Source organism: Roseovarius marisflavi (assembly GCF_900142625.1).
Lineage (GTDB): Bacteria > Pseudomonadota > Alphaproteobacteria > Rhodobacterales > Rhodobacteraceae > Roseovarius > Roseovarius marisflavi.
Map to the genome: position 1 here is coordinate 14,968 of NZ_FRBN01000023.1, position 22,068 is coordinate 37,035.

At 63.9% G+C, this 22,068-nt stretch carries 29 protein-coding genes; 15 read left to right on the plus strand and 14 right to left on the minus strand.

What is annotated here, in order from left to right:
* Positions 1 to 134: 134 nt before the first annotated feature.
* The 3 genes from cuyB to BUB78_RS16075 form a co-directional block, all read right to left on the minus strand.
* Positions 135 to 815, minus strand: a complete 681-nt coding sequence (gene cuyB / locus BUB78_RS16065) for a cysteate racemase (protein ID WP_073199779.1) — start codon at positions 813 to 815, stop codon at positions 135 to 137.
* 57 nt (positions 816 to 872) lie between these two features.
* Positions 873 to 2,177, minus strand: coding sequence for a histidinol dehydrogenase (gene hisD / locus BUB78_RS16070; protein ID WP_073199863.1), 1,305 nt, complete (start codon positions 2,175 to 2,177; stop codon positions 873 to 875).
* Positions 2,178 to 2,300: 123 nt separating this feature from the next.
* Positions 2,301 to 2,738 carry a low molecular weight protein-tyrosine-phosphatase gene (locus BUB78_RS16075; protein WP_073199781.1) on the minus strand — a complete coding sequence of 146 codons (438 nt, stop codon included), beginning with the start codon at positions 2,736 to 2,738 and terminating at the stop codon, positions 2,301 to 2,303.
* A gap of 52 nt (positions 2,739 to 2,790) precedes the next feature.
* Between BUB78_RS16075 and BUB78_RS16080 the strand changes: the two genes are divergently transcribed.
* Complete coding sequence (locus tag BUB78_RS16080; protein ID WP_073199783.1) at positions 2,791 to 3,483, plus strand: NAD-dependent deacylase; 693 nt, start codon at positions 2,791 to 2,793, stop codon at positions 3,481 to 3,483.
* A gap of 18 nt (positions 3,484 to 3,501) precedes the next feature.
* Here BUB78_RS16080 and BUB78_RS16085 read toward each other — a convergent pair whose 3' ends face one another.
* From BUB78_RS16085 to rpmB, 3 genes are all read right to left on the minus strand, one after another.
* Positions 3,502 to 3,981 (minus strand): copper chaperone PCu(A)C, encoded by a 480-nt coding sequence (locus tag BUB78_RS16085; RefSeq protein WP_073199785.1) that lies wholly within the window; start codon positions 3,979 to 3,981, stop codon positions 3,502 to 3,504.
* A 47-nt stretch (positions 3,982 to 4,028) separates the two neighbouring features.
* On the minus strand, positions 4,029 to 4,379 hold the full coding sequence (locus tag BUB78_RS16090; protein WP_220084020.1) for a hypothetical protein: 351 nt from the start codon (positions 4,377 to 4,379) through the stop codon (positions 4,029 to 4,031).
* A gap of 106 nt (positions 4,380 to 4,485) precedes the next feature.
* Positions 4,486 to 4,779: a 50S ribosomal protein L28 gene (gene rpmB, locus BUB78_RS16095; protein ID WP_073199787.1), complete on the minus strand. Its 294-nt coding sequence runs from the start codon at positions 4,777 to 4,779 to the stop codon at positions 4,486 to 4,488.
* Positions 4,780 to 5,025: 246 nt separating this feature from the next.
* Between rpmB and BUB78_RS16100 the strand changes: the two genes are divergently transcribed.
* Positions 5,026 to 5,427, plus strand: coding sequence for a (R)-mandelonitrile lyase (locus BUB78_RS16100; protein WP_073199789.1), 402 nt, complete (start codon positions 5,026 to 5,028; stop codon positions 5,425 to 5,427).
* Between the two features lie 71 nt (positions 5,428 to 5,498).
* Here BUB78_RS16100 and BUB78_RS16105 read toward each other — a convergent pair whose 3' ends face one another.
* On the minus strand, positions 5,499 to 6,473 hold the full coding sequence (locus BUB78_RS16105; protein ID WP_073199790.1) for a glutathione S-transferase family protein: 975 nt from the start codon (positions 6,471 to 6,473) through the stop codon (positions 5,499 to 5,501).
* A gap of 301 nt (positions 6,474 to 6,774) precedes the next feature.
* On the opposite strand from BUB78_RS16105, the gene BUB78_RS16110 reads away from it, so the two are divergent.
* From BUB78_RS16110 to cobM, 7 genes are all read left to right on the plus strand, one after another.
* A complete protein-coding gene (locus tag BUB78_RS16110; protein WP_073199867.1) occupies positions 6,775 to 7,002 on the plus strand; it encodes a DUF6732 family protein in 228 nt (75 codons plus the stop codon).
* Positions 7,002 to 8,255 carry a sirohydrochlorin chelatase gene (locus BUB78_RS16115; RefSeq protein ID WP_073199792.1) on the plus strand — a complete coding sequence of 418 codons (1,254 nt, stop codon included), beginning with the start codon at positions 7,002 to 7,004 and terminating at the stop codon, positions 8,253 to 8,255. Before BUB78_RS16110 ends, BUB78_RS16115 begins: the two co-directional genes overlap by 1 nt.
* A gap of 74 nt (positions 8,256 to 8,329) precedes the next feature.
* Complete coding sequence (locus BUB78_RS16120) at positions 8,330 to 8,968, plus strand: precorrin-8X methylmutase (RefSeq protein ID WP_073199794.1); 639 nt, start codon at positions 8,330 to 8,332, stop codon at positions 8,966 to 8,968.
* Between the two features lie 39 nt (positions 8,969 to 9,007).
* Entirely contained in the window at positions 9,008 to 10,210 is a 1,203-nt protein-coding gene (gene cbiE / locus BUB78_RS16125; protein ID WP_073199795.1) for a precorrin-6y C5,15-methyltransferase (decarboxylating) subunit CbiE, read from the plus strand.
* A 75-nt stretch (positions 10,211 to 10,285) separates the two neighbouring features.
* Positions 10,286 to 10,987, plus strand: a complete 702-nt coding sequence (cobI, locus tag BUB78_RS16130; RefSeq protein WP_073199797.1) for a precorrin-2 C(20)-methyltransferase — start codon at positions 10,286 to 10,288, stop codon at positions 10,985 to 10,987.
* Positions 10,978 to 12,801: a precorrin-3B C(17)-methyltransferase gene (cobJ, locus tag BUB78_RS16135; RefSeq protein WP_073199799.1), complete on the plus strand. Its 1,824-nt coding sequence runs from the start codon at positions 10,978 to 10,980 to the stop codon at positions 12,799 to 12,801. The genes cobI and cobJ overlap by 10 nt, the downstream gene beginning before the upstream one ends.
* Positions 12,802 to 12,803: 2 nt before the next feature.
* Entirely contained in the window at positions 12,804 to 13,583 is a 780-nt protein-coding gene (gene cobM / locus BUB78_RS16140) for a precorrin-4 C(11)-methyltransferase (RefSeq protein ID WP_073199801.1), read from the plus strand.
* A gap of 146 nt (positions 13,584 to 13,729) precedes the next feature.
* Here cobM and BUB78_RS16145 read toward each other — a convergent pair whose 3' ends face one another.
* Together BUB78_RS16145 and BUB78_RS16150 are read right to left on the minus strand one after the other, a co-directional pair.
* The gene (locus BUB78_RS16145; protein ID WP_073199803.1) at positions 13,730 to 14,650 is read right to left on the minus strand and encodes a dihydrodipicolinate synthase family protein; all 921 of its coding nucleotides are present in this window, start codon (positions 14,648 to 14,650) and stop codon (positions 13,730 to 13,732) included.
* A 10-nt stretch (positions 14,651 to 14,660) separates the two neighbouring features.
* Positions 14,661 to 15,833, minus strand: coding sequence for a MalY/PatB family protein (locus tag BUB78_RS16150; RefSeq protein WP_073199805.1), 1,173 nt, complete (start codon positions 15,831 to 15,833; stop codon positions 14,661 to 14,663).
* Between the two features lie 96 nt (positions 15,834 to 15,929).
* Between BUB78_RS16150 and def (BUB78_RS16155) the strand changes: the two genes are divergently transcribed.
* The 6 genes from def (BUB78_RS16155) (at position 15,930) to BUB78_RS16180 (ending at position 18,985) form a co-directional block, all read left to right on the plus strand.
* Positions 15,930 to 16,448 (plus strand): peptide deformylase, encoded by a 519-nt coding sequence (def, locus tag BUB78_RS16155; RefSeq protein WP_073199807.1) that lies wholly within the window; start codon positions 15,930 to 15,932, stop codon positions 16,446 to 16,448.
* 4 nt (positions 16,449 to 16,452) lie between these two features.
* Entirely contained in the window at positions 16,453 to 16,947 is a 495-nt protein-coding gene (gene def / locus BUB78_RS16160) for a peptide deformylase (RefSeq protein WP_073199809.1), read from the plus strand.
* 88 nt (positions 16,948 to 17,035) lie between these two features.
* Positions 17,036 to 17,944: a methionyl-tRNA formyltransferase gene (fmt, locus tag BUB78_RS16165; protein ID WP_073199869.1), complete on the plus strand. Its 909-nt coding sequence runs from the start codon at positions 17,036 to 17,038 to the stop codon at positions 17,942 to 17,944.
* A gap of 9 nt (positions 17,945 to 17,953) precedes the next feature.
* Positions 17,954 to 18,196: a hypothetical protein gene (locus tag BUB78_RS16170; RefSeq protein ID WP_073199811.1), complete on the plus strand. Its 243-nt coding sequence runs from the start codon at positions 17,954 to 17,956 to the stop codon at positions 18,194 to 18,196.
* A gap of 6 nt (positions 18,197 to 18,202) precedes the next feature.
* Entirely contained in the window at positions 18,203 to 18,442 is a 240-nt protein-coding gene (locus BUB78_RS16175; protein ID WP_073199813.1) for a GlsB/YeaQ/YmgE family stress response membrane protein, read from the plus strand.
* Positions 18,443 to 18,577: 135 nt separating this feature from the next.
* Positions 18,578 to 18,985: a GFA family protein gene (locus BUB78_RS16180; protein ID WP_073199871.1), complete on the plus strand. Its 408-nt coding sequence runs from the start codon at positions 18,578 to 18,580 to the stop codon at positions 18,983 to 18,985.
* Positions 18,986 to 19,031: 46 nt separating this feature from the next.
* On the opposite strand, the gene BUB78_RS16185 is transcribed toward BUB78_RS16180, so the two are convergent.
* The 5 genes from BUB78_RS16185 to BUB78_RS16205 are packed head-to-tail and all read right to left on the minus strand — an operon-like array spanning position 19,032 to position 22,026.
* Positions 19,032 to 19,655, minus strand: a complete 624-nt coding sequence (locus tag BUB78_RS16185; protein ID WP_073199815.1) for a trimeric intracellular cation channel family protein — start codon at positions 19,653 to 19,655, stop codon at positions 19,032 to 19,034.
* Complete coding sequence (rnhA, locus tag BUB78_RS16190) at positions 19,652 to 20,119, minus strand: ribonuclease HI (RefSeq protein ID WP_073199817.1); 468 nt, start codon at positions 20,117 to 20,119, stop codon at positions 19,652 to 19,654. Before rnhA ends, BUB78_RS16185 begins: the two co-directional genes overlap by 4 nt.
* Entirely contained in the window at positions 20,112 to 20,666 is a 555-nt protein-coding gene (locus BUB78_RS16195; protein ID WP_073199873.1) for a class I SAM-dependent methyltransferase, read from the minus strand. The genes rnhA and BUB78_RS16195 overlap by 8 nt, the downstream gene beginning before the upstream one ends.
* Positions 20,667 to 20,701: 35 nt before the next feature.
* Positions 20,702 to 21,154, minus strand: coding sequence for a DUF3429 domain-containing protein (locus tag BUB78_RS16200; protein WP_073199875.1), 453 nt, complete (start codon positions 21,152 to 21,154; stop codon positions 20,702 to 20,704).
* A 56-nt stretch (positions 21,155 to 21,210) separates the two neighbouring features.
* On the minus strand, positions 21,211 to 22,026 hold the full coding sequence (locus BUB78_RS16205) for a GNAT family N-acetyltransferase (protein WP_073199818.1): 816 nt from the start codon (positions 22,024 to 22,026) through the stop codon (positions 21,211 to 21,213).
* Positions 22,027 to 22,068: the final 42 nt, after the last annotated feature.

Genomic DNA, 22,068 nt, shown 5'->3' on the forward strand with positions numbered 1-22,068 from the left:
AGAAAAGAGGGCCCTGCCAAGTGATGGCGGGGCCTTTTTCATTTTGCTGGCCTGGCGATATCCGATTGCGCTAACCTATTGATTTCGCCTGTCCGCAGGCTGCAAAATCGGTCTCTGCTTTTGCACGACACGCTCTAACCTTGGGCAAACTCCGCGATGGCTGCGCAGAGGCAATCAAGGCTGTCGGTCCAGGGGGTATCGGCAGGCAGGGCATCGGTCATCAGCGAAAGCTCGGTGCAGGCGACCAGAAGGTGATCGGCGCCCTCAGCTATGAGCAGTTGTGCCTGATTGTGCAGGCGCGGGCCAAGAGAGGTGGCGGTTTCGCCCGCCTTGACGGCGCGGATGATGGCGAGCAGCTCGCTGTCGTCGGGCAGGGTGACCGGCGTCAGCCCATGGGCGGCAAAGGGCGCATCGAACACGTGCGCGAGCCGGGTGGCGGGCGAGGCCAGCATGCCGATGCGTTTGCCGCCCTTGGTGGCAAGCGCCGCCGCCGTCAGATCAAGCATGTTGAGGAAGGGCAACGGCGTGGCCGCCACCACGGCGGGGGCATAGTGATGCGCGGTGTTGCAGGGCATCGCCAGAGCCGCGGCACCTGCGTTTTGCAGATCGCGCGCCATTTGCGCCAGGACCGGGCCGGGATCGGCGCCGGTGCCGTTGATGATCGCGGCGATCCGGCTTGGGACCTGAGGATTTTGATGCACGATCAGCGGCAGGTGATCCGCGTCGTCGCGTGCGGGCACGGCGGCCAGCAGTTTCTGCATCAGAAGGATCGTTGCCTCGGGGCCCATGCCGCCAAGAATGCCCACGGTTTTCATGTCTGTCGTCCTGTGCAATGCCGCCGGTCCTGTCCTGCCTGATCCGGGATCAGCTGTCTAGCCGGCCGATGGTATGGCCTGCGCTTCGGGCGTGGCCTGCGCCAGCCTAATATCGGCGGTGCGGGCGTGCCCCTCCATCCGTTCGGCGCGGCTCAGGCTGGCGGTGACGCGGGCCAGATCGGGCAGGGCGCGGTCGTCTACCTCTTGCCAGGTGACGGTCTTGAGGAACTTGTGCACCGAAAGCCCCCCGGTATAGCGCGCCGCCCCCGAGGTCGGCAGAACGTGGTTCGGCCCTGCCGCCTTGTCGCCAAAGGCCACGGTGGTCTTTTCGCCGAGAAACAGCGAGCCATAGGCGCGCAGCCGGGTGCGCCACCAGTCAAGATCGCGGGCCTGCACATGCAGGTGTTCGGGGGCCTTTTGGTCCGCAAAACCCGCCATATCCTCGGGGGTGTCGCAAAGCACGACCTCGCCAAGATCGGCCCAGGCGGTGGCGGCGGCAGAGCGGTTCGGCTCTGGCAGATCGGTGATCAGCGCCGGGATACGGTCGAGAACGGCCTCTGCGAGGGCAGGGTCCGTGGTTGCCAGCCAGACCGGAGAATTGGCGCCATGTTCGGCCTGTCCGACAAGATCGGCGGCGACGGTTTCGGCATCGGCGGTGTCATCGGCGAGGATCAGGCTATCGGTCGGGCCTGCGAACATGTCGATGCCGATGGGGCCAAACAGCTGGCGCTTGGCCTCGGCGACATAGGCATTGCCGGGCCCAACCAGAATATCGGCGGGCGGTGCGCCAAACAGGCCAAAGGCGAGGGCGGCAATCCCCTGCACCCCGCCGATGGTCAGAATGCGCGTGGCCCCGGCCAGATCCATCGCATAAAGCATCGCATCGGGGATGCCCGCGCCCGCGCAGGGCGGCGAGCAGGCGGTGATATCGGCCACGCCTGCGACCCGCGCGGTGGCGATGCTCATCAGGGCGCTGGCGATATGGCTATAGCGCCCGCCGGGCACGTAACAGCCCGCCGCGCCAAGCGGGATCTGGCGCTGACCGGCGATGAGGCCCGGGCGCACCTCGATCTGCATGTCCTGTGCGGTGGCGCGCTGTGCCTCGGCAAAGCGCGAGATGTTGTCATGCGCCCAGTCGATATCGTCCTTGAGGGCCTGTGGCACCCGCGCGGTTGCGGCGGCGATCTGACTGCGGGTCACGGTGATCTCGCCCTGCCAGCCATCAAGGCTGCGGGCGTATTCAAGCGCAACCTGCGCCCCGCCTTTGCGCAATCGCGCCAGCATCACCTGAACGGTATCGGCCACATCTGCGGCGGTTTGAGGCGGCTGGCCTGGGGCGGTTTTCAGATAGGTCATGGGCATGAGGCGATCTCCTTGCCTCATGAATGACGCGGCGCGGGGGCATCGGGCAAGCAGATTGGCGCGGGCAGCACCGGGTTTTTTCATGGGCTGAAAGCGGCTTTCGGAAATCCCGAAGGCGGGCCTCTAAAGGGTTGCGCAGAGGCCGTGCGCCGCCTGTTCGATCAAGTCAAGCGTGCCGTCGAAATCGCGGGTGTAGTAAGGGTCGGGCACTTGATCGATGCCCTCACCGGGCGCGTAATCGGTGAACAGGCGCACAGGCGTGGCATTGCCCTTTGGGCGCAGCGCCTCGATGTCGCGCAGGTTCTGGGCATCCATCGCGATGATCAGATCAAAGCGGGTGAAATCATCGGCGCGAAACTGGCGCGCGCGCAGATCAGAAAGGTCAATTCCGCGTGCCTGCGCCGCCTTCTGCATGGCGCCATAGGGCGGCTCGCCCACATGCCAGCCGCCGGTGCCGGCGCTGTCGGTGTGCACATTTGGGGCAAGCGCGCGAAACACGCCCTCGGCGGCGGGCGACCGGCAAATATTGCCAAGGCAGACAAAGAGGATTGCACTGGTCATCGCGGGCCCTTTCCGGCAGGTTGCACCGCGCAGGATAGGCAAGAGGGACGCAATGGAAAAGATCGTCATTCTGACAGGCGCCGGAATTTCGGCGGAAAGCGGTATCTCGACCTTTCGCGACGAGGGCGGGCTTTGGGCGCAGCACGCGATCGAGGATGTGGCCACGCCCGAGGCCTTTGAACGCGATCCCGACCTTGTGCTCCGGTTCTACAATGCGCGCCGCGCGCAGGCGGCTGAGGTGGCGCCAAATGCGGCGCATGTCGCATTGGCCCGCCTGCAAGAGCAGTATAGCGGCGAGGTGGTGCTTGTGACCCAGAATGTCGATGCCCTGCACGAGGCGGCGGGCAGCCGCGCGGTGATGCATATGCATGGGGCGCTTGCCGGGGCGCTGTGCGCGCGTTGCGAGTCGCGTTGGCCTGCGCCAATGGTGATGGCGACGCATGATGCCTGCCCGGTCTGTGGCGCAGAGGCCACGCGCCCCGATATCGTCTGGTTTGGCGAGATGCCCTATGGGATGGAAGAAATCTGGACCCATCTGGAAGAGGCGGATGTGTTTGCCGCGATTGGCACTTCGGGCAACGTCTATCCGGCGGCGGCCTTTGCCCAGCATGCAGAGCGGGCAGGGGCGCAGACCATCGAGCTTAACCTTGAAGCATCGCAGAACACCCGCGATTTTGCCGAGACGTGGTTGGGCCGCGCCTCGGTCATTGTGCCGGAGTGGGTTGACGCGGTGCTTGGCGGTTAGGCCCGCACCGCGCGCGGCCTAGTTGCCGGAGCCGTGCATTTTGCCGTGGCCCTCTTTGGGCTTGCGGGTCGGGTCGACGGGCACATCAAGGGTGATCTCGCCGGATTTTTCAAAGACCAGCGTCAGCGGCACCGTATCGCCCATCTCAAAGCCTTTATCGAGGCCCATGAACATCACGTGGTTGCCGCCGCGTTGCAGGACAAGCGTTTCACCGGCGGGCACGACAAAGCCCTCTTCGACGTGGGTCATTTTCATCACGCCCTCGGCGTTCTGGATATGGGTGTGAAGCTGAACCAGCTTGCCCATCGGCGAGCGTGCCTCGATCAGGCGGTCATCGGCATCGCCGGTGTTGTTGATCAGCATGAAGGCCGCGCCGGTCTTGGCCATCGGGCTTGCGCTGCGGGCATAGGCATCCATGACGTCGATATCCTGGGCAAGGGCCGGAAGGCCAAGGGCGGTGACGGCAAGTGCCGCAAGCAGGGTGGATTTGAGGGACATTGCGCCTCTCCTTTTGTGGGTTGGATTCAGGTTGGAAATGGGATCGCTCAGGCGCGGGTCGGCGGCGCGCGCGCCTTAAAGGCCGAACGCGCGGCGACCACGATTTCCAGCGTGGGTTCAAAAGGATCAAGCGCCGTGGCGGTTGCCGTTTGCGGGGCGTCGGGAGGGATTGTCGCGACGGCGTCAAACAGGCCAAGCGCGCAATCAGGGCAGATATGCACCGCACCGGTCGGCGTGCCCTCGGAGTCGACCAGAACCGTCACCGGCCCGGTACCGGTACAGAGCACCATCGTGCCCGCAGGGGCCGGTGTGCCACGCGCCACCGCCATCGTCTGGCTGGTCAGGGCCAGCAGCGCGCAAAGGCAGAGGGCCAATATGGGGCGAAGCGATGTCATCATGCCGTGATATAGGGGATGCTAGGGGACAAGGCCAAGCGACAAAAGGAAACAGCCCCGCCGCATAGGGGCAGGGCTGTTTCAAAATTTTCAGTCAAAGCGCCTTGGCTCAAGCGGCTGCGGCGGCCTTTGCTTTGGCGATCTCTTTCTTGACCTTCAGCGCAGAGGTCGACAGCTCGTCGTCCTTGGCCTTGGCAAGAAAGGCGTCAAGCCCGCCCCGGTGATCGACACTGCGCAGGGCCGCAGCTGTGATCCGGAGCTTGATGCCACGGTCCAGAGCTTCGGACTGCAGGGTCACATCATTCAAGTTCGGCAGAAACCGACGACGTGTTTTGTTGTTTGCATGGCTGTTGTTATTGCCAGACATGGGGCCTATTCCGGTCAGTTCGCAGCGGCGCGACATGGGTTCATCCTCGTCTTGGGTCCAGGGCGCGTCGTGGCCCTTCTACAATATACTAGGGCACCGCCAACGGCAGCGCCCGAATTCCGTTTGGGGTCTTTAGGCCCAAAGCAGAGGGGCGTCAAGGGATTCGACGCGTAAATTGGTCGGGCCTTTGCACCGATTTCACCCTAGGGGCGCGGGCAGGGCGACGTTGCAGCCGCCGGATATAACGCTAACATGCAAAGATACCATCGAGGAGACCCGATCATGGATATTTTCACTAGCGACAAACCCAGCCGTCTGGCCTCGTCCGACTGGTTTACCGGGCGGGTCTGGCAGGACGCCGTAATCGAGGCACCCGAACCCGCAAGGGTGCGCGCCCTGCGCGTCACCTTCGAGCCGGGGGCGCGCACCGCCTGGCACACGCATCCGCTGGGTCAAACGCTTCATGTGCTGTCGGGGGTCGGGCTTGTCGGGCTGCGCGGGGCCGCGCCACGGGTGATCCGCGCCGGGGATACGGTCTGGATCCCGCCCGGCGAAGAGCATTGGCATGGCGCCACGGCCGACACCATGATGTGCCATCTGGCGATTCAGGAATCGCTTGATGGTTCGGTGGCCGAGTGGCTTGAGCACGTCAGCGACAAGGATTTCGCGCGCGCCCCCGACTAGCGTGCCGCATGGTCGAGAAGCTCAAAACCGGGTCCCACTTTTGAGCAACATGCTATGGGGGCCGCGCAGCGCTAGCCTCGTCCGTGCGGCGCGTCAAAATCGGGCTGTGGGTTGATCGGGATGATCCGGCTCGGGTTAATCGTGTCGTGGCTATAGTGATAGTGGCGCACGATATGCTCGAAGTTCACCGTCGCGGCCACGCCGGGCCATTGGTAAAGCTCGCGCAGATAGCCCCAGAGGTTGGGGTAATCCACGATCCGCTTGCGATTGCATTTGAAATGCAGGTGATAGACCAGATCGAAGCGGATCAGCGTGGTGAACAGCCGCCAGTCGGCCTCGGTCAGGCGATCCCCCATCAGGTAGCGATGCGCGCCAAGGCGCTCTTCAAGCCACTCAAGGCTGTCAAACAGCGGATGAACGGCGGCGTCATAGGCCTCTTGGCTGGTGGCAAAGCCGGATTTGTAGACGCCGTTGTTGACGGTGTCGTAAATCCGCGCATTCACAGGCTCGATCGCCTCGCGCAGGTCCTCGGGCCAGTAATCGTCGCGATTGCCGGTCAACCCGTCAAAGGCGCTGTTGAACATTCGGATGATTTCCGACGATTCGTTCGACACGATGGTTTGGCTCTCTTTGTCCCAGAGGATAGGCACCGTCACGCGCCCCGAAATCTCGGGGTCGGCCCTGAGGTAGATGTCGCGCGCAAACGGCAAGCCATAGAGCGTGTCGCCGGTCGCGCCCTGGAAATCGGTGCGAAACTCCCAGCCCTCTGACATCATGTCGGGATGCACCACCGAGACGCCGATATGATCGCCAAGGCCTTTGAGGGCGCGAAAGATCAGGGCGCGATGCGCCCAGGGACAGGCCAGCGACACGTAAAGATGATAGCGCCCGGAGTCCGCCTTGAACCCGCCTGTGCCGGAAGGGCCGGGTGCGCCATCGGCGGTGATCCAGTTGCGAAAGGCGGCTGTCGAGCGGACAAATTTGCCGCCTGTCGATTCGGTGTCGTACCATTCGTCTTTCCAGACGCCGTGTACCAGTTGGCCCATGTTTCAATCTCCTTGTCTGACCGCAACCTAGGCCTCGCAGGCGCCCCAGATAAGGCCCCGCGCCGCGCAGAGGACGTGCAGGGCTGCACATGTCGCAATCGAGGCCAAGCGCGGCGTTTCTTCGTTTGCACGCCCCGGCCCGCCCGCCTATAAGCGGGGCAAGACGAAGCCCGCGGACGGGCCGGAAAGGTGTGCGATTATTGGCTGACCCATGTCGGGGGCCGCTGTCGCATCGTCTGGGGCAAAGGCCCGGCTCACCCTTTTTCGGCACCGCGCGCCTGACCAAAAAGGGGACCCCCGCATGAAATTTGCCACCATTTTAATCACCCTATTGGCGGCCACTGCCGCCCAGGCTCATCCCGGTCATATGGCCGAGGTTGCGGGTCATGGGCATTGGCTTGGCGCGGCGGCTCTTGGGGCGGCGATTGCCATCGGTCTTTGGGCGGGGCTTCGGGCGCGCAAGGATTCGGCGTCATCCAGCGACGAGGCCGACGAAGAGACAGCAGACGACGAATTGCAGGAGGCGTAATGCCCATGACGAAAACCGGTGTGATGATCTGTGGCCATGGCTCTCGCAGCCAGGCGGCGGTGGATGAATTCAGCGTGTTGGCGGAAAAACTGCCTGCCTACCTGCCCGCTGACTGGATGACCGAATATGGCTATCTTGAATTCGCCAACCCGGTGATCCGCGACGGTCTTGATCGGCTGCGCGAGGCCGGTTGCGCGCGTATTCTGGCGGTGCCGGGGATGCTCTTTGCGGCGATGCATTCCAAGAATGACATCCCCACGGTTCTTAATACCTATGCCGCCAAACATGACATCGACGTTCATTACGGCCGCGAGCTTGGGGTGGATCCCAAGATGATCGCCGCCGCCGGTGCGCGTATCCGCGAGGCGCTTGATCGCGCCAATGCCGATTTGGGCGAGGTCTCGCTGCACGACACCTGTCTTGTGGTGATCGGGCGCGGGGCGTCTGATCCGGATGCCAATGGCAACGTCGCCAAGATCGCCCGGATGCTTCAGGAAGGCATGGGCTTTGGCTGGTGCGAGGTGGGCTATTCCGGGGTGACCTTCCCGCTGGTCGAACCCTGCCTGCAACATGTGACGCGGCTTGGCTACAAGCGGGTCGTCGTGTTCCCGTATTTCCTGTTCTCGGGTATTCTGATCGACCGGATATATGGCTTCACCGATCAGGTGGCCGCCGAGCATCCGCAGATCGAATTCATCAAGGCGGGCTACCTCGGCGATCACCCCAAGGTGCTTGAAACCTTCGCCGAGCGCATCATGGAGCAGGTTGGCGCAACGCCGCCGCCCAATTGCGGCACCTGCCAGTATCGCACCCAGGTCCTGGCCATCGAGGGCGAAGAGGTGCGCGAGATTACCCCGGCCGAGCGGGCCGCCCTTGCCGCCGCGAAAGGCGCCGGGCATCCGGCCTTCAGCGATGTGCCGCCGCCGACCTGCGTGATGTGCAAGTACCGCACACAAGTCCTCGGCTTTGAATCCGAAGTCGGCGCGATCCAGGAAAGCCATCATCACCATGTCGAAGGTCAGGGCGCCTCGGCTCCGGGCTCAAACGTGGCCGATTGCGCGCTCTGTGACACCTTCTGCACCGGCCTGTGCCGTCTTGAGGCCGCGCATGATCACCACCACCATCACGATGACGCGCATGATCTCGACCATCACCACCACGATCATGATCACCACAACCACCATCATCACGCGCCCTATCCGCATGCCGATCACCCGCATGGCCCGGAAAGCGCGCGTAAATCCAAAGCCTGACCCGGGCTTTCATCTTTCCATAAATACTCCCGCCGGAGGCATCCGCCGCCGCCGCGACATGTAAGGTCTGAGCTGTGCGCCCCTACGAAAAAAGCCCTTCGGCGATCTATGAAATGAGCTTTGCCACCGTGCGCCGCGAAGCGCGGCTTGACCGGTTCGGGCCGGGCATGGAAGACTTGGCGATCCGGCTCATTCATGCCTGCGGCATGGTCGAGGTGGCGGACCGGCTTGATTTTTCTGCGGGCGCTTTCGCGGCGGGGCAGGCGGCGCTGCGCGCCGGGGCGCCGGTGCTGTGCGATTGCGAAATGGTGGGTGCCGGGATCATCCGCCGCTATCTGCCCTGCGAGAACGAGGTGATCGTCACGCTGAACGATGCGCGTGTGCCGGGCATCGCAGGGGGGATCGGCAATACCCGCTCCGCTGCGGCGGTCGAGCTTTGGGCCGAGCGGCTTGAAGGCGCGGTTGTGGCGATCGGTAATGCGCCGACGGCGCTGTTTCACCTGTTGGAACTACTGGATGAGGGCGCGCCAAAGCCAGCCGTGATCCTTGGGTTCCCGGTCGGATTTGTCGGCGCGGCCGAGAGCAAGGCCGAACTGGCGGCCAACCCGCGCGGCTGTGATTACGTGGCCCTGCGCGGGCGGCGCGGCGGCTCTGCGATAGCCTCGGCGGCCGTCAATGCCCTTGCGGCGGGATTGCCGGAGGTGCGGACATGAGATTTTTCTGCGAAAAATCCGGGGGAGGCGAGGTTGGTCATGTCTGATCCATGGTTGCACATTGTCGGGATCGGCGAAGACGGGATGGACGGGTTGTTGCCCGCCACCCGCGCCATTGTTGAGGCGGCCGAAGTGATTGTCGGCGGCGAGCGCCATCATCAGCTTGCCGACGGGATCAGCGCCGAGCGCGTCGCCTGGCCATCGCCCTTTGATGCGCTCATTGATGTTTTGCGCGCCCACAAGGGGCGTCGGGTGGTGGTTCTGGCCACGGGCGATCCCTTGTGGTTTTCGGTCGGGGCCCGGATTGGCCGGGCGATGGAGCCCGGCGAAATCGTCTATCATCCGCAATTGTCCGCGTTCCAGCTGGCCGCCGCGCGCATGGGATGGAGCTTGCCGGATGTCGAGACGCTGACCGTGCATGGACGCCCTGTCGAGCAGATGATCGCCTTTATCCAGCCCGATGTGCGGCTCTTGATCCTGACCACCGGGGCCGAGACCCCCGCACAGATCGCGCGGTTTCTGAGCGAGCGCGGTTTTGGTCAGTCGCGGATGAGCGTGCTGGCCAATATGGGCGGCAAGGATGAGGCGCGCTTTGACGGGGTTGCCGAGAGTTGGGACCATACGGTGCCGCCTTTCAACACGCTGGCGGTCGAGTGTTTGGCGGCGCCGGATGCGGCACTGTTGCCGCGTGTGCCGGGGCTGGCGGATGACCTGTTTCAGCATGACGGTACAATGACCAAGCAAGAGGTGCGCGCCGCAACCCTGGCCAAGCTGATGCCGATGCGCGGCGCACTCTTGTGGGATATCGGCACGGGTTGCGGTTCGGTCGCGGTCGAATGGATGCGCGGCGCGCGCTATGCCCGCGCCATCGGCATCGAGCCGCGCGCAGACAGGCGCGCGATGGCGGCGGCCAATGCGCTTGCGCTTGGCGTGCCCAAGCTTGAGCTGATCGAGGGCCGCGTGCCCGAGGCGCTTGAGGGGCTTGAGCCGCCGGATGCTGTTTTCATCGGCGGGGGGCTTTCCGAGGCGGTGTTTGATGCGGCCTGGGCGGCGTTGCGACCGCTTGGGCGGCTGGTGTGCAATGCGGTGACGCTTGAAAGCGAGGCCCTGCTTTTGGATCTGCACAAGCGCCATGGCGGGCAATTGGTCAAGCTTCAGGTGCATCGCGCCGAGCCGGTGGGAGGGTTGACCGGCTGGCGCCCGCTTATGCCGGTCACGCAATGGAGCCTGATCAAGCGATGAATGATTTGCGCATCTGGCAGGCGTCGGACGCCTCCGGCGGGAGTATTTCCGGAAAGATGAAAGACGGGTGCCGTCATGGTTGGTAAGCTATATGGCGTCGGTCTTGGGCCGGGCGATCCGGAGTTGATGACGCTTCGGGCGCATCGGCTTATTTCAGAGGCGCAGGTGGTGGCCTATCCGACGCTTGCGGGGGGCGATAGTTTCGCGCGCTCGATTGCGGCGGATGTGATCGCGAAAGATGCCCGCGAAATCGTCATGGATGTGCCGATGAGCACGGCGCGAGAGCCTGCGCAGGCGGCCTATGATAAAGGTTCCGCCGAGATCGCGGCGGCGCTTGAAGCGGGTGAGGACGTGGTGTGTCTCTGTGAGGGGGACCCCTTCTTTTATGGCTCGTTCATGTATCTTTTCGCGCGCCTCACCGGACGGTTCGAGGTCGAGGTTGTGCCCGGTGTCACCTCGATCACCACCTGTGCGGCGCGCGCGGGTCTGCCGCTGGCGGCGCGCAACGAGCGTCTTACCGTGTTGCCGGGGCCCTTGCCCGAGGCCGAATTACGCGCCCGGATTGAGGGCGCGGAAAGCGTTGCCATCATGAAGGTGGGGCGGCATATGCCCAAGATCCGCGGCGTGATTGACGGCCTTGGCCTGACATCGCGGGCGGTTTACGTGGAACGCGCAAGCCTGCCGCAGGAAGTGGTTTGCCCGCTCGCGGAGGCGCCGGAAAAGGCACCGTATTTTTCTATGATATTGCTCACGAAAGGGGCCGATCCATGGCTGTGAAACCTGTTGTCTTGGCGCTGAGCCGGTCGGGCGAGGACACCGCGCACCGCGTGGCCGAGATGATCGGCGCGCAGGTGCATGGCCGCGAGGGGCGCGTGGCGCGGGCCGATGCGTTCTTTGCCAATGCTCTTGATCACGCGCGCGATCTCTTTGCCGCAGGGGTGCCGGTTGTGGGGGTTTGCGCCAGTGGCATCCTCATTCGCGCGGTGGCGCCGATGTTGTCGGATAAACGAGTCGAGCCGCCGGTGCTGTCGGTCTCGGATGACGGCGCGGTGGTGGTGCCGCTTTTGGGCGGGCATCGCGGCGCCAACCGTCTTGCGGCCGAGATCGCGGCGGGATTGGGCGGTGTGGCCGCGGTGACGACGGCGGGCGACGTGGCCATGGGCGTGGCGCTTGATGCGCCGCCCTCGGGGTATCGGCTGGCCAATCCAGAGGATGCCAAGGCGGCGATGGCGCTGATGCTGGCGGGCAAGGGGCTTCGCTTGACGGGCGAGGCGATTTTTGACGTTGAGGATACCGGCGGCGCGGTCGAGGTGATCGTAAGCGAGGCGCCCCGGCAAGGGGGCGAAGAGCGGCTGGTCTATCATCCGCAGCGCTTTGCGCTTGGGCTTGGCTGTGCGCGGGGCTGTGACACCGAAGAGATGTGGGCGCTTGTCTCTGACACGCTCACAGAGGCCGGTATCGCGCCCGGTGCTGTCGCCTGCGTGGCCTCGATCGACCTCAAGGCCGATGAGGGTGCGATGAACGAGGTGGCGCGCCGCCTTGGCGTTCCGTTCCGCCTGTTCACCGCTGCCGAGCTTGAAGAACAGGCCGCGCGGCTGGCCAACCCCTCCGAGGTGGTCTTTGCCGAGGTCGGCTGTCACGGGGTCTGCGAAGGCGCGGCCCTGGCCGTTGGTGGCGATCTTGTCGTGCCCAAACGCAAGACCGCCAATGCCACCTGTGCGCTGACCCGAAGCGCGGAACCGATCACCGAGATGCCGGGGCGGGCGCGCGGGCGGCTTTCGGTTGTCGGCATCGGCCCCGGTCAGGCGACCTGGCGCACGCCCGAGGTCAGCCGCCTTGTGGCCGAGGCCGAAGAGCTTGTGGGCTATGGCCTTTATATCGACCTGTTGGGCCCGCTCGCGGCCGGCAAGGCGCGCTCGGATTTTCCGCTTGGCGGGGAAGAGGCGCGCTGTCGCTATGCGCTTGAGCAGGCGGCGCTTGGCAAGAATGTCGCGCTGGTCTGTTCCGGGGATGCCGGGATCTATGCCATGGGCGCGCTTGTGTTCGAGCTTTTGGATCGTGGCCCCGACGAGCATGGCGTCAGCGACGCGGCCCGGCGCATCGAGGTGGTTTGTTCGCCCGGTGTGTCGGCGCTTCAGGGTGCGGCGGCGCGGGCCGGGGCGCCTTTGGGGCATGATTTCTGCACCATTAGCCTCAGTGATCTTCTGACACCGCGCGATGATATCATCCGCCGTCTTCATGCCGCAGCCGAGGGCGACTTCGTGATCGCATTCTACAACCCGGTCTCGAAAACCCGCCGCACCCTTCTGGCCGAAGCGCGCGATATCCTGCTTCAGCATCGCCCGGCGGATACGCCGGTGATGCTGGCAAGTTCGCTCGGGCGGCCCGAGGAATTCATCCGCTATCGCCGACTTGACGCGTTGGAGGTTGACGAGGTTGACATGCTGACCGTGGTTCTGATCGGGTCGAGCAATTCGCGTCTGGCACAGTTGGGCGAGGGGCCACGCATGTTCACGCCGCGCGGCTATGCCCGCAAGATTGACGGCGATCTGGCGCAGGCGCGCGTCACAAAATCCACAGGGAACGCATAGAGATGACGGTTTATTTTATTGGCGCGGGGCCGGGTGACCCGGAACTTCTGACCCTCAAGGCGGCGCGGGTGATCGGCGAATGCCCGGTCTGTCTTTATGCCGGAAGCCTTGTGCCGCCGCAGGTGGTTGATTGCGCGCCCGAGGGGGCGCTGGTGATGGACACGGCGCCGATGACGCTTGATGACACCCACGGCGTGATCAAGGCTGCGCATGCCAAGGGGCAGGATGTGGCGCGGGTGCATTCGGGTGATCCCTCGCTCTATGGCGCGATTGCCGAGCAGATCCGCCGTTTGCGCGCCGATGGCATCGACTATCAGATCATTCCCGGCGTGCCCGCCTATGCGGCGGCGGCGGCGGCTTTGGGTCAGGAACTCACTGTGCCGGAAGTGGCGCAATCCATCGTGCTGACGCGGGTGTCGATGAAATCCACCTCGATGCCCGAGGGCGAAACGCTTGAGAATTTCGCGCGCACCGGCGCGACGCTGGCGATCCATCTTGGGGTGCGTAACCTGCGCGAAATCCACCGGGTTCTGGCGCCCTATTATGGTGAGGATTGCCCGGTGGTGGTCGCTTATCGCGTCGGCTGGCCGGATCAGATGTTCATTCGCGGCACGCTTGGCGATATCCATGCCAAGGTGCGGGCCGAAAAGATCACCCGGACGGCCTTGATCATGGTCGGCAAGGTGCTGGGCGAGATCAGCGATTTCAAGGAAAGTGCGCTTTATGATCCGGCGGTGCCGCATGTGCTGCGTCCCAAGGCGAGCGCCAAGGCATCGGCGTAACGCACGCAGGATTTTTCGGCTTCTAAGGCGCTGGATGCCTCAGGTGGCCAGAACATCGCCGATGCCATGCCTGAAAACGGGCAGGGGCGGCTGTTTGACTATTCGGCCAAAGTGATCGCCGACACGGCACAGGTCGAGTGCGGCGATCATGCGGTTTTCCAGGGCGCGGTCCAATCGACAAGCGGCGCAATCGCGGCTTTGAGGCGCGCGGTATGCTCTTGGGGGACCGGCAGGATCGGGCGCGGTGGCTGTGCATCGGTCAGCGCAAGCAGATTGGCGGCGGCATAGATCACCCGCAGGCTTGCGAAGTCCTTGAACAGCGCCCAGAGCGGCGCGAACTGCGCGTCGATCTGCATGACCCTGTCAGTTTCGCCCGCTTGCGCGGCGCGGGCCATGGCCAGGGCTGGCACCGGAAACAGACCCGCCACGACGCTGAACCAGCTATCGGCCCCGGCCAAAAGGGCGCGCGCCGCGCACCAGTCGCCGCTATAGCCAAGCGTGAAGGGCGCCGCGAGATTGGTGCGCAGCAGGGCCAATTCCTCAGCTATGCTGCCTTGAGCGGGTTCGGGATTTTTCAGCGCGACGATGGTGGGGATATCCGCCAGCCGCCTCAGCAGGGGCAGGGAAAACTGGAAATGGGTCGTCGAGGGGTTGTTATAGATGCAGAGCGGCAGGTTGGTTGCGCTCGCCACAGACTGGAAATGTTCAAAGACCTCATCCTGGGTGAGGGGCGTATAGGACATAGGCGCAAGCAAAAGCCCCCTGGCGCCGGCCTCTTGTGCGTCGCGGGCAAGGGCGATGGCCTCATCTGAGCGCAGAGCGCCGATGCCGGCCAGAATGGGGGTTGAACCCGCCACGGAAACGGCCGCATCAATCGCACGGCGGCGCTCGGCGCGGGTCAGATAGGCATAGATGCCGGTGCTGCCCATCACACAGATCGAATCTACGCCCGCCGCAACGCCGCGTGCAACAAGCGTCTGAAGCGCGTCGGTCTCAACCTTGCCCGAAGCATTCGCCGGGGTCAGCGGAAAGGCCGAGAGCCCGGCGAACAGGCTGGCTTGTGTCATCGCGGGCGTCCTATTGCAGATCGCTGAATGCCGATTGCAGCCGTTCAACCGCCTCGGCAATCTGGGAGCGTGGCATGCCGATGTTAAAGCGCAGGAAGGTTTCGCCGCCGGTGCCGAAGGTCGAGCCATAGTTGACCGCGATGCGGGCATCCTTGTTGACGCGCTTCTTGTATTCCTCGCGGGTCATGCCGGTGCCCGAGAAATCGACCCACGACAGGTAGGTGGATTCAAGCGTCATCGAGGAAATGCCGGGAATGGCGTTAAGGCCGTCGTCAAAGAGTTTGCGATTGCCGTCGAGATAGGTGACAAGCTCGTCCACCCAGGCGGCGCCCTCGGGGCTATAGGCGCCGGTGGTCATCGCCACGCCGAAATCGTGGCTGGCCAGGGACAGCGCCGACATGCGGGCCTTGAGCTGGCCGCGCAGCGTATCGCTCGGCACGATCATCTGGCCGCAATGCGTGCCCGCAATGTTGAAGGTTTTCGACGGCGCGGTGAGCATGATCAGCCGGTCGGCGATGCCGGGATCGGCGAGTGGCATGGCCGTGTGTTTATGACCGGGAAAGACCAGATCGTGATGCACTTCGTCCGAAATGACCAATAGATCGTGGCGGCGGGCGAAATCAGCGACGGCGCGCAATTCGTCCTTGCTCCAGACCCGACCGCCGGGATTGTGCGGCGAGCAGAGGATCAGCATCGTTTCCTTGCCGGTCATCATGGTTTCGTATCTGTCGAAATCCATCTCGTAGCGCCCGGCAGTGTTGACCAGCGGGCATTCGAGCACAGTGCGGTTCGCCGACCGGATGACCCGCGCAAAGGCGTGATAGACCGGTGTGAACAGCACCACCGCATCGCCGGGATTGGTCAGCGTGTCGACGGCAATGCCGACGCCATTGCAAAGCCCGGTGGTGGTCATGATCCAGTCGTGCTCGATCTCCCAGCCGTGGCGGGTCTTCATCCACCATTGAATGGCCGAGGTGTAGGGCGTGTAGTCGCCGAGATAGCCGTAAATACCGTGCTCAAGCTTGGCGCGCACCGCGTCCTGCACGCAATCGGGCGAGCGAAAGTCCATGTCGGCCACCCACATCGCCAGCCCGTCATCGGCCGGAACGCCATAAATGTTCTCCATCATGTCCCATTTGTTGGACAGGTGGCCGCGCCGGTCGATGATCTCGTCGAAATTCATTGGTGCTCTCCTATAGGCTGCGCGCGCAAGCTAGCCGAAATGGCGTTGGGCGCAAGAGGCGTTGCAGAACTGGTCTTCATATCCTAAATGACCCATATGAAACGGCCGATCCTGATCCACCCCGACCCGCGCCTTAAAAAGGTATGCACGCCCGTGACCGATGTGACGGACGCGTTGCGTGAGCTGTCACGAGACATGCTTGAAACCATGTATGACGCGCCGGGCATCGGTCTGGCCGCGCCGCAGGTCGGTGTGCTTGAGCGGGTGATCGTGCTGGATTGCGTGAAGGGCGAGAATGAAACCCCGCGCCCGATGGTGATGATCAACCCCGAGGTTGTCGCCGTGTCGGACGAGACCAATGTCTATGAAGAGGGCTGTTTGTCGATTCCGGATCAATATGCCGAGGTGACCCGCCCCAAAGAGGTCGAGGTGCGCTGGGTTGATATTGACGGCAAGGAGCACAAAGAAGGCTTTGGCGGGCTTTGGGCGACCTGCGTGCAGCACGAGATCGACCACCTCGATGGCAAGCTGTTCATTGATTACCTCGGCGCGATGAAGCGGCAGATGATCACCCGGCGGATGCAAAAGCTGAAACGCGAAATGGCACGGGGCTAGCGCGGTGGCGGTGCGCCCCTGTCTGCCCTGGCCCGACAAGCGGCTGCGCAGTGTCGCGACGCCGGTCGAGGTGATCGACGACGAGGTGCGCGCGATCTGGACCGATATGATCGACACGATGGAGGCGGTGCCAGGCGTCGGTCTTGCGGCGGTGCAGATCGGCGTAATGCGTGCCCTTGCCGTGGTCGATGCCAGCGAGAGCCGCGGCAAGGCGGTGCGCATGGCCAACCCCAAGGTGCTTCACGCCAGCGTGCAATTGCGCCCGCATGCCGAGGCAAGCCCGAACCTGCCGGGGCAGTCGGCCCTGATCGCGCGGCCCCGCGCGGTGACGGTGCAGTTTCTCAACGAAGCGGGTGAGCTTGAGGAGCGCGATTTCGTCGGGCTTTGGGCGACCAGCGTGCAGCACCAGATCGACCATCTGGCAGGGCGGATGTATTTTGACCGGCTGAGCAAGGTCAAACGGGACATGCTTTTGCGCAAGGCGCGAAAGCAGGGCTAGCCACGCCGCCTGCGGTAGGGGCGGACCAAGAAAATTCGGCGAATTTTCTTGGTGATTGAGTGTTTTTGGAAAGATGAAAGGGGCGGTCATGCGTGTGGTTTTCATGGGGACGCCCGAGTTTTCCGTACCGGTGCTGGAGGCGCTGGTGGCGGCGGGTCACGACGTTGTCGCGGTCTATTGTCAGCCGCCGAGACCCGCCGGGCGCGGCAAGAAAGAGCGCCCCTCGCCGGTGCAGGCGCGCGCCGAGGCGCTTGGCCTCGAGGTGCGACATCCGGTCAGCCTGAGGAGCGGGGAAGAGGCGGAGGCCTTTGCCGCGCTCAACGCCGATGTGGCGGTGGTTGTGGCCTATGGGCTTATCCTGCCGCAAGCGATTTTGGATGCGCCCGCGCGCGGGTGCCTGAACATTCACGCAAGCCTTTTGCCACGCTGGCGCGGGGCCGCGCCCATTCACCGCGCGATCATGGCTGGTGATGCGCAGACCGGTGTCTGCATCATGCAGATGGAGGCCGGGCTTGATACCGGGCCGGTCCTGCTGTGCGAGGCGACAGAGATCGGCACGCAGGAGACCACCGGCGCATTGCACGATCGTCTTTCCGCCATGGGTGCGCGGCTGATTGTCGAGGCGCTGGAGCGGCTTGATGCGCTTGAGCCAGAGCCGCAGCCTGAGGCGGGCGTCACCTATGCCGCCAAGATCGACAAGGCCGAGGCGCAGGTCGATTGGAGCCGCCCCGCGTCAGAGGTTGACCGGCTTATCCGGGGGCTTTCGCCCTTTCCCGGTGCCTGGATCGAGGTGAACGGCGTGCGGGTGAAACTGCTTGGCTCGGTGCTGGCGACGGGACAGGGCGCGCCCGGTGAAGTGCTGGATAGCGAGCTGACGGTGGCCTGTGGCACGGGTGCAGTGCGGCTTTTGCGCTTGCAACGGGCGGGTAAGGGCGCGCAGGATAGGGGCGAGTTCTTGCGTGGAATGGCCCTGCCTGTCGGCATGGTTCTGGGCTAGGGGGCGGTTATGTTTCTGCAACTTTTCGGCACGGTGGTGATCGCGGGCATCGTTGGTTATGTGTCCGAGAAAAGCGGCTTTACGCGCAACGGGTATGTGGCGTCGATCATCATTTGCGTCGGCGGGGCGTTCCTGTTCTATTTCATGCGCATCATGTTCGGGTTTCGCTTTGGCGCGCCGGGGATTGATGCGATCATTTCCTCGATCGGCGCGCTGATCATCGTGCCGACGCATTGGCGTGGCAGAAAGTAGGGCGACATGGGGGTTATCTATCTCATTATCATCGGGGCCGCGGCCGGGTTTCTGGCGACAAGGATGATGAAGGTCGAGGCCGGCATCGTGCCGACCGTTCTGATCGGGATCGCGGGTGCGCTTATCGGCGGGCTTGTGATCCGGGTGCTGCTGACGGTGACAGGCTTGCTGGGCGGTTTGATCGGGGCGGTGCTTGGCGCGATGTTGCTGATCTGGCTTTATCAGACCTATCTGGGGCGGAAGTAGGGGCTCATCTGAGGGTTTGGGGCTCTGGCTGGGCGGTGTGACTGAGCCCGGACTGGCCCATTGGATTGCCTGGTTTTTTGCATCGGTGCAAGAGTGTAAACTCTTCGCCCAATGCGTGGTCCTGCGAGGTTCAGAATGAAGGTTGATGGCGCTTGTCTTTGTGGGCAGGTCACATACGAGGCGGGAATCGACCCCGATAGAGTGGCAATCTGTCATTGTGCCGACTGCCAGGTTAATTCAGGCTCTGCCTATGGGGTGGTCGCGAGCGTAACCGACGGGCAGTTTCGACTTATGACCGGGACGCTCAAAGAATACGAGAAAATGGCAGAGAGCGGGCGCATACGTCACCTGAGCTTCTGCCCGGACTGCGGTACCAGAATCCATGCCCGCACAAAAGGCGACCCCACAGCATTTTTTGGTTTGCGGGTGGGTACGATACGACAACGGGCCCAATTGAAGCCAAAAGTTCAGGTCTGGTGCGGATCGGCCCTTCCGTGGGTTTTCGACTTGTCAGTGATCTTGCGACATGACGCTCAGGATTGACAAGCCAATGGCCCTGAGAACCGCGAGCTGATGTCTGGCGGCAGCTTCACACGCGCGGTGGACGGCTGCGATAGACGGGCAGGCGCCAGCCAAAGGTAAGAGAGCCTGCACGCAGGGCCCATGTGACAAGGGCGCAGCCGCCAAGGATAACGAGCACCTCGCCGCTAAACTGGCTTAGCGTGACGGCGGTAAGGGCCCCCCCGAAGGCGGCGCTGACGTAAAGCTCGCCTTGCTTGAGCACAAGCGGCACCTCGTTGCAGACCACATCTCGCAACAGCCCGCCCATACAGCCGGTAACAACGCCCATGATCACCACGATCGCGCCGGGTTGCAGCATGCTCATCGCGGCGGCCACCCCGGCAGGGACGGCGACGGCAAGCGCAAAGCTGTCGAGCCAGAGCAGCAGGCGATAGCGGCTTTCCACCAGATGCGCGGTGAAAAACACCACAAGCGCGGCACCGCAGGCGATCAGGATATAGTTGGGATTGCCAAGCCAGAACACCGGGTTGCGATCCAGCAGCACATCGCGCAGCGTGCCGCCGCCGACCGCCGTCAGGCTGGCGATAAAGGCAAAGCCGACGATATCAAGCTGTTGGCGGCTGGCCACCAACGCGCCGGTCAGCGCGAAGATCAGCACCGAGGCATAATCGAGCAGGATCAGCGGGCTCATGTGCGGGGTTTGCCGGGTTTGAACGGCTCCATTCCGGCGCGGGCCAATTCATCGGCGCGCTCGTTCTCGGGGTGCCCGGCGTGGCCCTTGACCCATTCCCAGGTGACGTCGTGGCGGGCCTGGGCCTCGTCCAGGCGCTGCCAGAGTTCGACATTCTTGACCGGTTTGCGGGCGGCGGTTTTCCAGCCGTTGCGCTTCCAGCCATGGATCCAGCCGGTGACGCCGTTTTTGACATAGGCGCTATCGGTGACGATGGTGATCTGGCTTGGCTTGGCGAGGGTTTCAAGCGCGTGGATCGCGGCCAAAAGCTCCATCCGGTTGTTGGTGGTGAGGGCCTCGCCGCCGGACAATTCACGTTCCTTGACGATCTTGTCGCCCTCGGTCGCGCGCAACAATGCGCCCCAGCCGCCGGGGCCGGGATTGCCCGAACAGGCGCCGTCAGTATAGGCATAAAGCTTAGCCATGGGCGGAAATCGCAATCCAATCGGCCATTTCCCCGCTCAGCCCGGTGTCGCGACCGGTGGCAGAGGAAAACGGAATGAAACCGGCGGCGATCAGAAGCGTTTCAAGCTCGTCGGCGGTGTAATAGGTGTAAAGACGGCCAAGGGTGTCGCGATGCGCACCGGTGCCGGATTTGAGCGCGATATGCAAGAGCCCACCGGGTTTGAGGGCCCGATGAAGCGCCGCCAAGTGGCGTGGCATGTCGGCGCGCGCTGCGTGCAAAAGCGAGAAATTGGCCCAGATGCCGTCATAGGCGTCTTCTTCGGTAATGTCGTCGAATGTGGCGAGGCGGGCGGTCACGCCCGAAGAGTCGGCCGCCAGTGCCACCATTTCGCGCGAGGCGTCGGTGGCCGTCACGCTCAGGCCCGCGCGCGCCATATGCGCCGCGATGATGCCGGGGCCACAGCCGAGATCAAGCACCTGCGCCCCCGTTGGCAGGGCGTCGATAAAGCCCGCAAGCAGCGGATCCGCGCCCGCATCGGCGGTGACGGCGGCATATTGATCCGCCATCGCATCATAGACGCGCAGGGTTTCGCTGTCGGGGCTCACGCGAATACTCCGATCGCAAGGCAGATCACCACCACGGTGGTGAGCAGAACGCGCAGGCGCATCCACCATGGCGGGGTGGCACCGTGATGCCAAAAGAGCCAGTCAAGACCAAGCAATCCGACAAAGCCGGTGATCAGGGAGATGCCTGCGCTGGTCGGCCCGCCGCCGGTCATGAAGAACGCCCAAAGCGCCGGAAGCACCGACAGAATATAGCCGCTGGTGGCGCGCGCGCCGCTGAGTTGTGCGGCAAAGCCCCAAAGCACGCCGGACATGAACGACAGGATCACCGCGCCGTAAAACAGCATGACGTAAGGCCCGGCAAAGCGCGGCCCGATGGTCTGGGCCGTCCATAACCCGAGATCGGGCAAGACCACGGTCACCGCCCCCCAGAGAAAGGGCAAAAGACCGGCAAGGCCAAGGACAAGAGGGGCGCGGGGGATCGTGTTCATGGCCGGCACCATAGTTTGTGATCCCTCCTTGGCAAGAGCGCGTTGCGCGCGAAAGCCTACTTTGTCATCCGTCCGCCGGGCAGTTGGTGCGGATCGGTAAAGGCCAGCACGTTGGTGCCTTCGGCGCGCAGGCCAAGCCGGGCGCAGACCGCCTCGGAGGCGGCATTTCCCGGTGTGACGCCGGTAAAGACTTCGGTGAAACCATAACGCTCCTGCATCTCGATCACGGCCATGGCGCCAAGGATCAGGGCAAGGCGCTGGCCGCGCCGCTCGGGGAGGGTGGCAAGCATCCCCCACCAGCATTGCCGTTGTCCCTTGGGGTGGTCCGGGTGCCAATAGCTGGCCGCCCCGGCACAGGCGACGCCCTTGCCGGTCTGATCAAGGGCCACAAGGCCAATGCCGGGTTTGCGGACACCGCGCAGGACGGCGCCGGACGGCGGGAGAACGCCGCAGGCCAGCGAGACATCTGCGAGCTGCGCCATGGCCTCGGCCGGGGCGTCCCTGTCGACCCGGATAACCGTCAGGTCCTGCGGCAATGGATGGAGATCAAGCAGGGTCCGGGCGGTTTGGGTGGCCTTCTGCGTTCCAAGCCAGCGGGCGTAATGCGTTATCGTGAGGTTGCGGCGCTGGGCCTCGGCTTGCCAGTGGCCGATATCGCCATCCTCGACGGCACCGAGCGCGCTATTGCCTTGCAGGGCAATCAGCGCCGCCAGCCGGTCCATCGCCTGCGCATCGGTGTCGGCCAATCCGACGCTACGGCCATAATAGGTCATCCGCAGATCGGTATCGGTGAGATCGAAAAGCGCGCGACCGCGCCGCAGAACGGATATCTGGGCCTCGGTGCCGAAATAATCCTGCCCGGTTGATGTCATCGCGCCTTTCCTTCCCCGTTTGTGACGCGCAGTATTGCACGG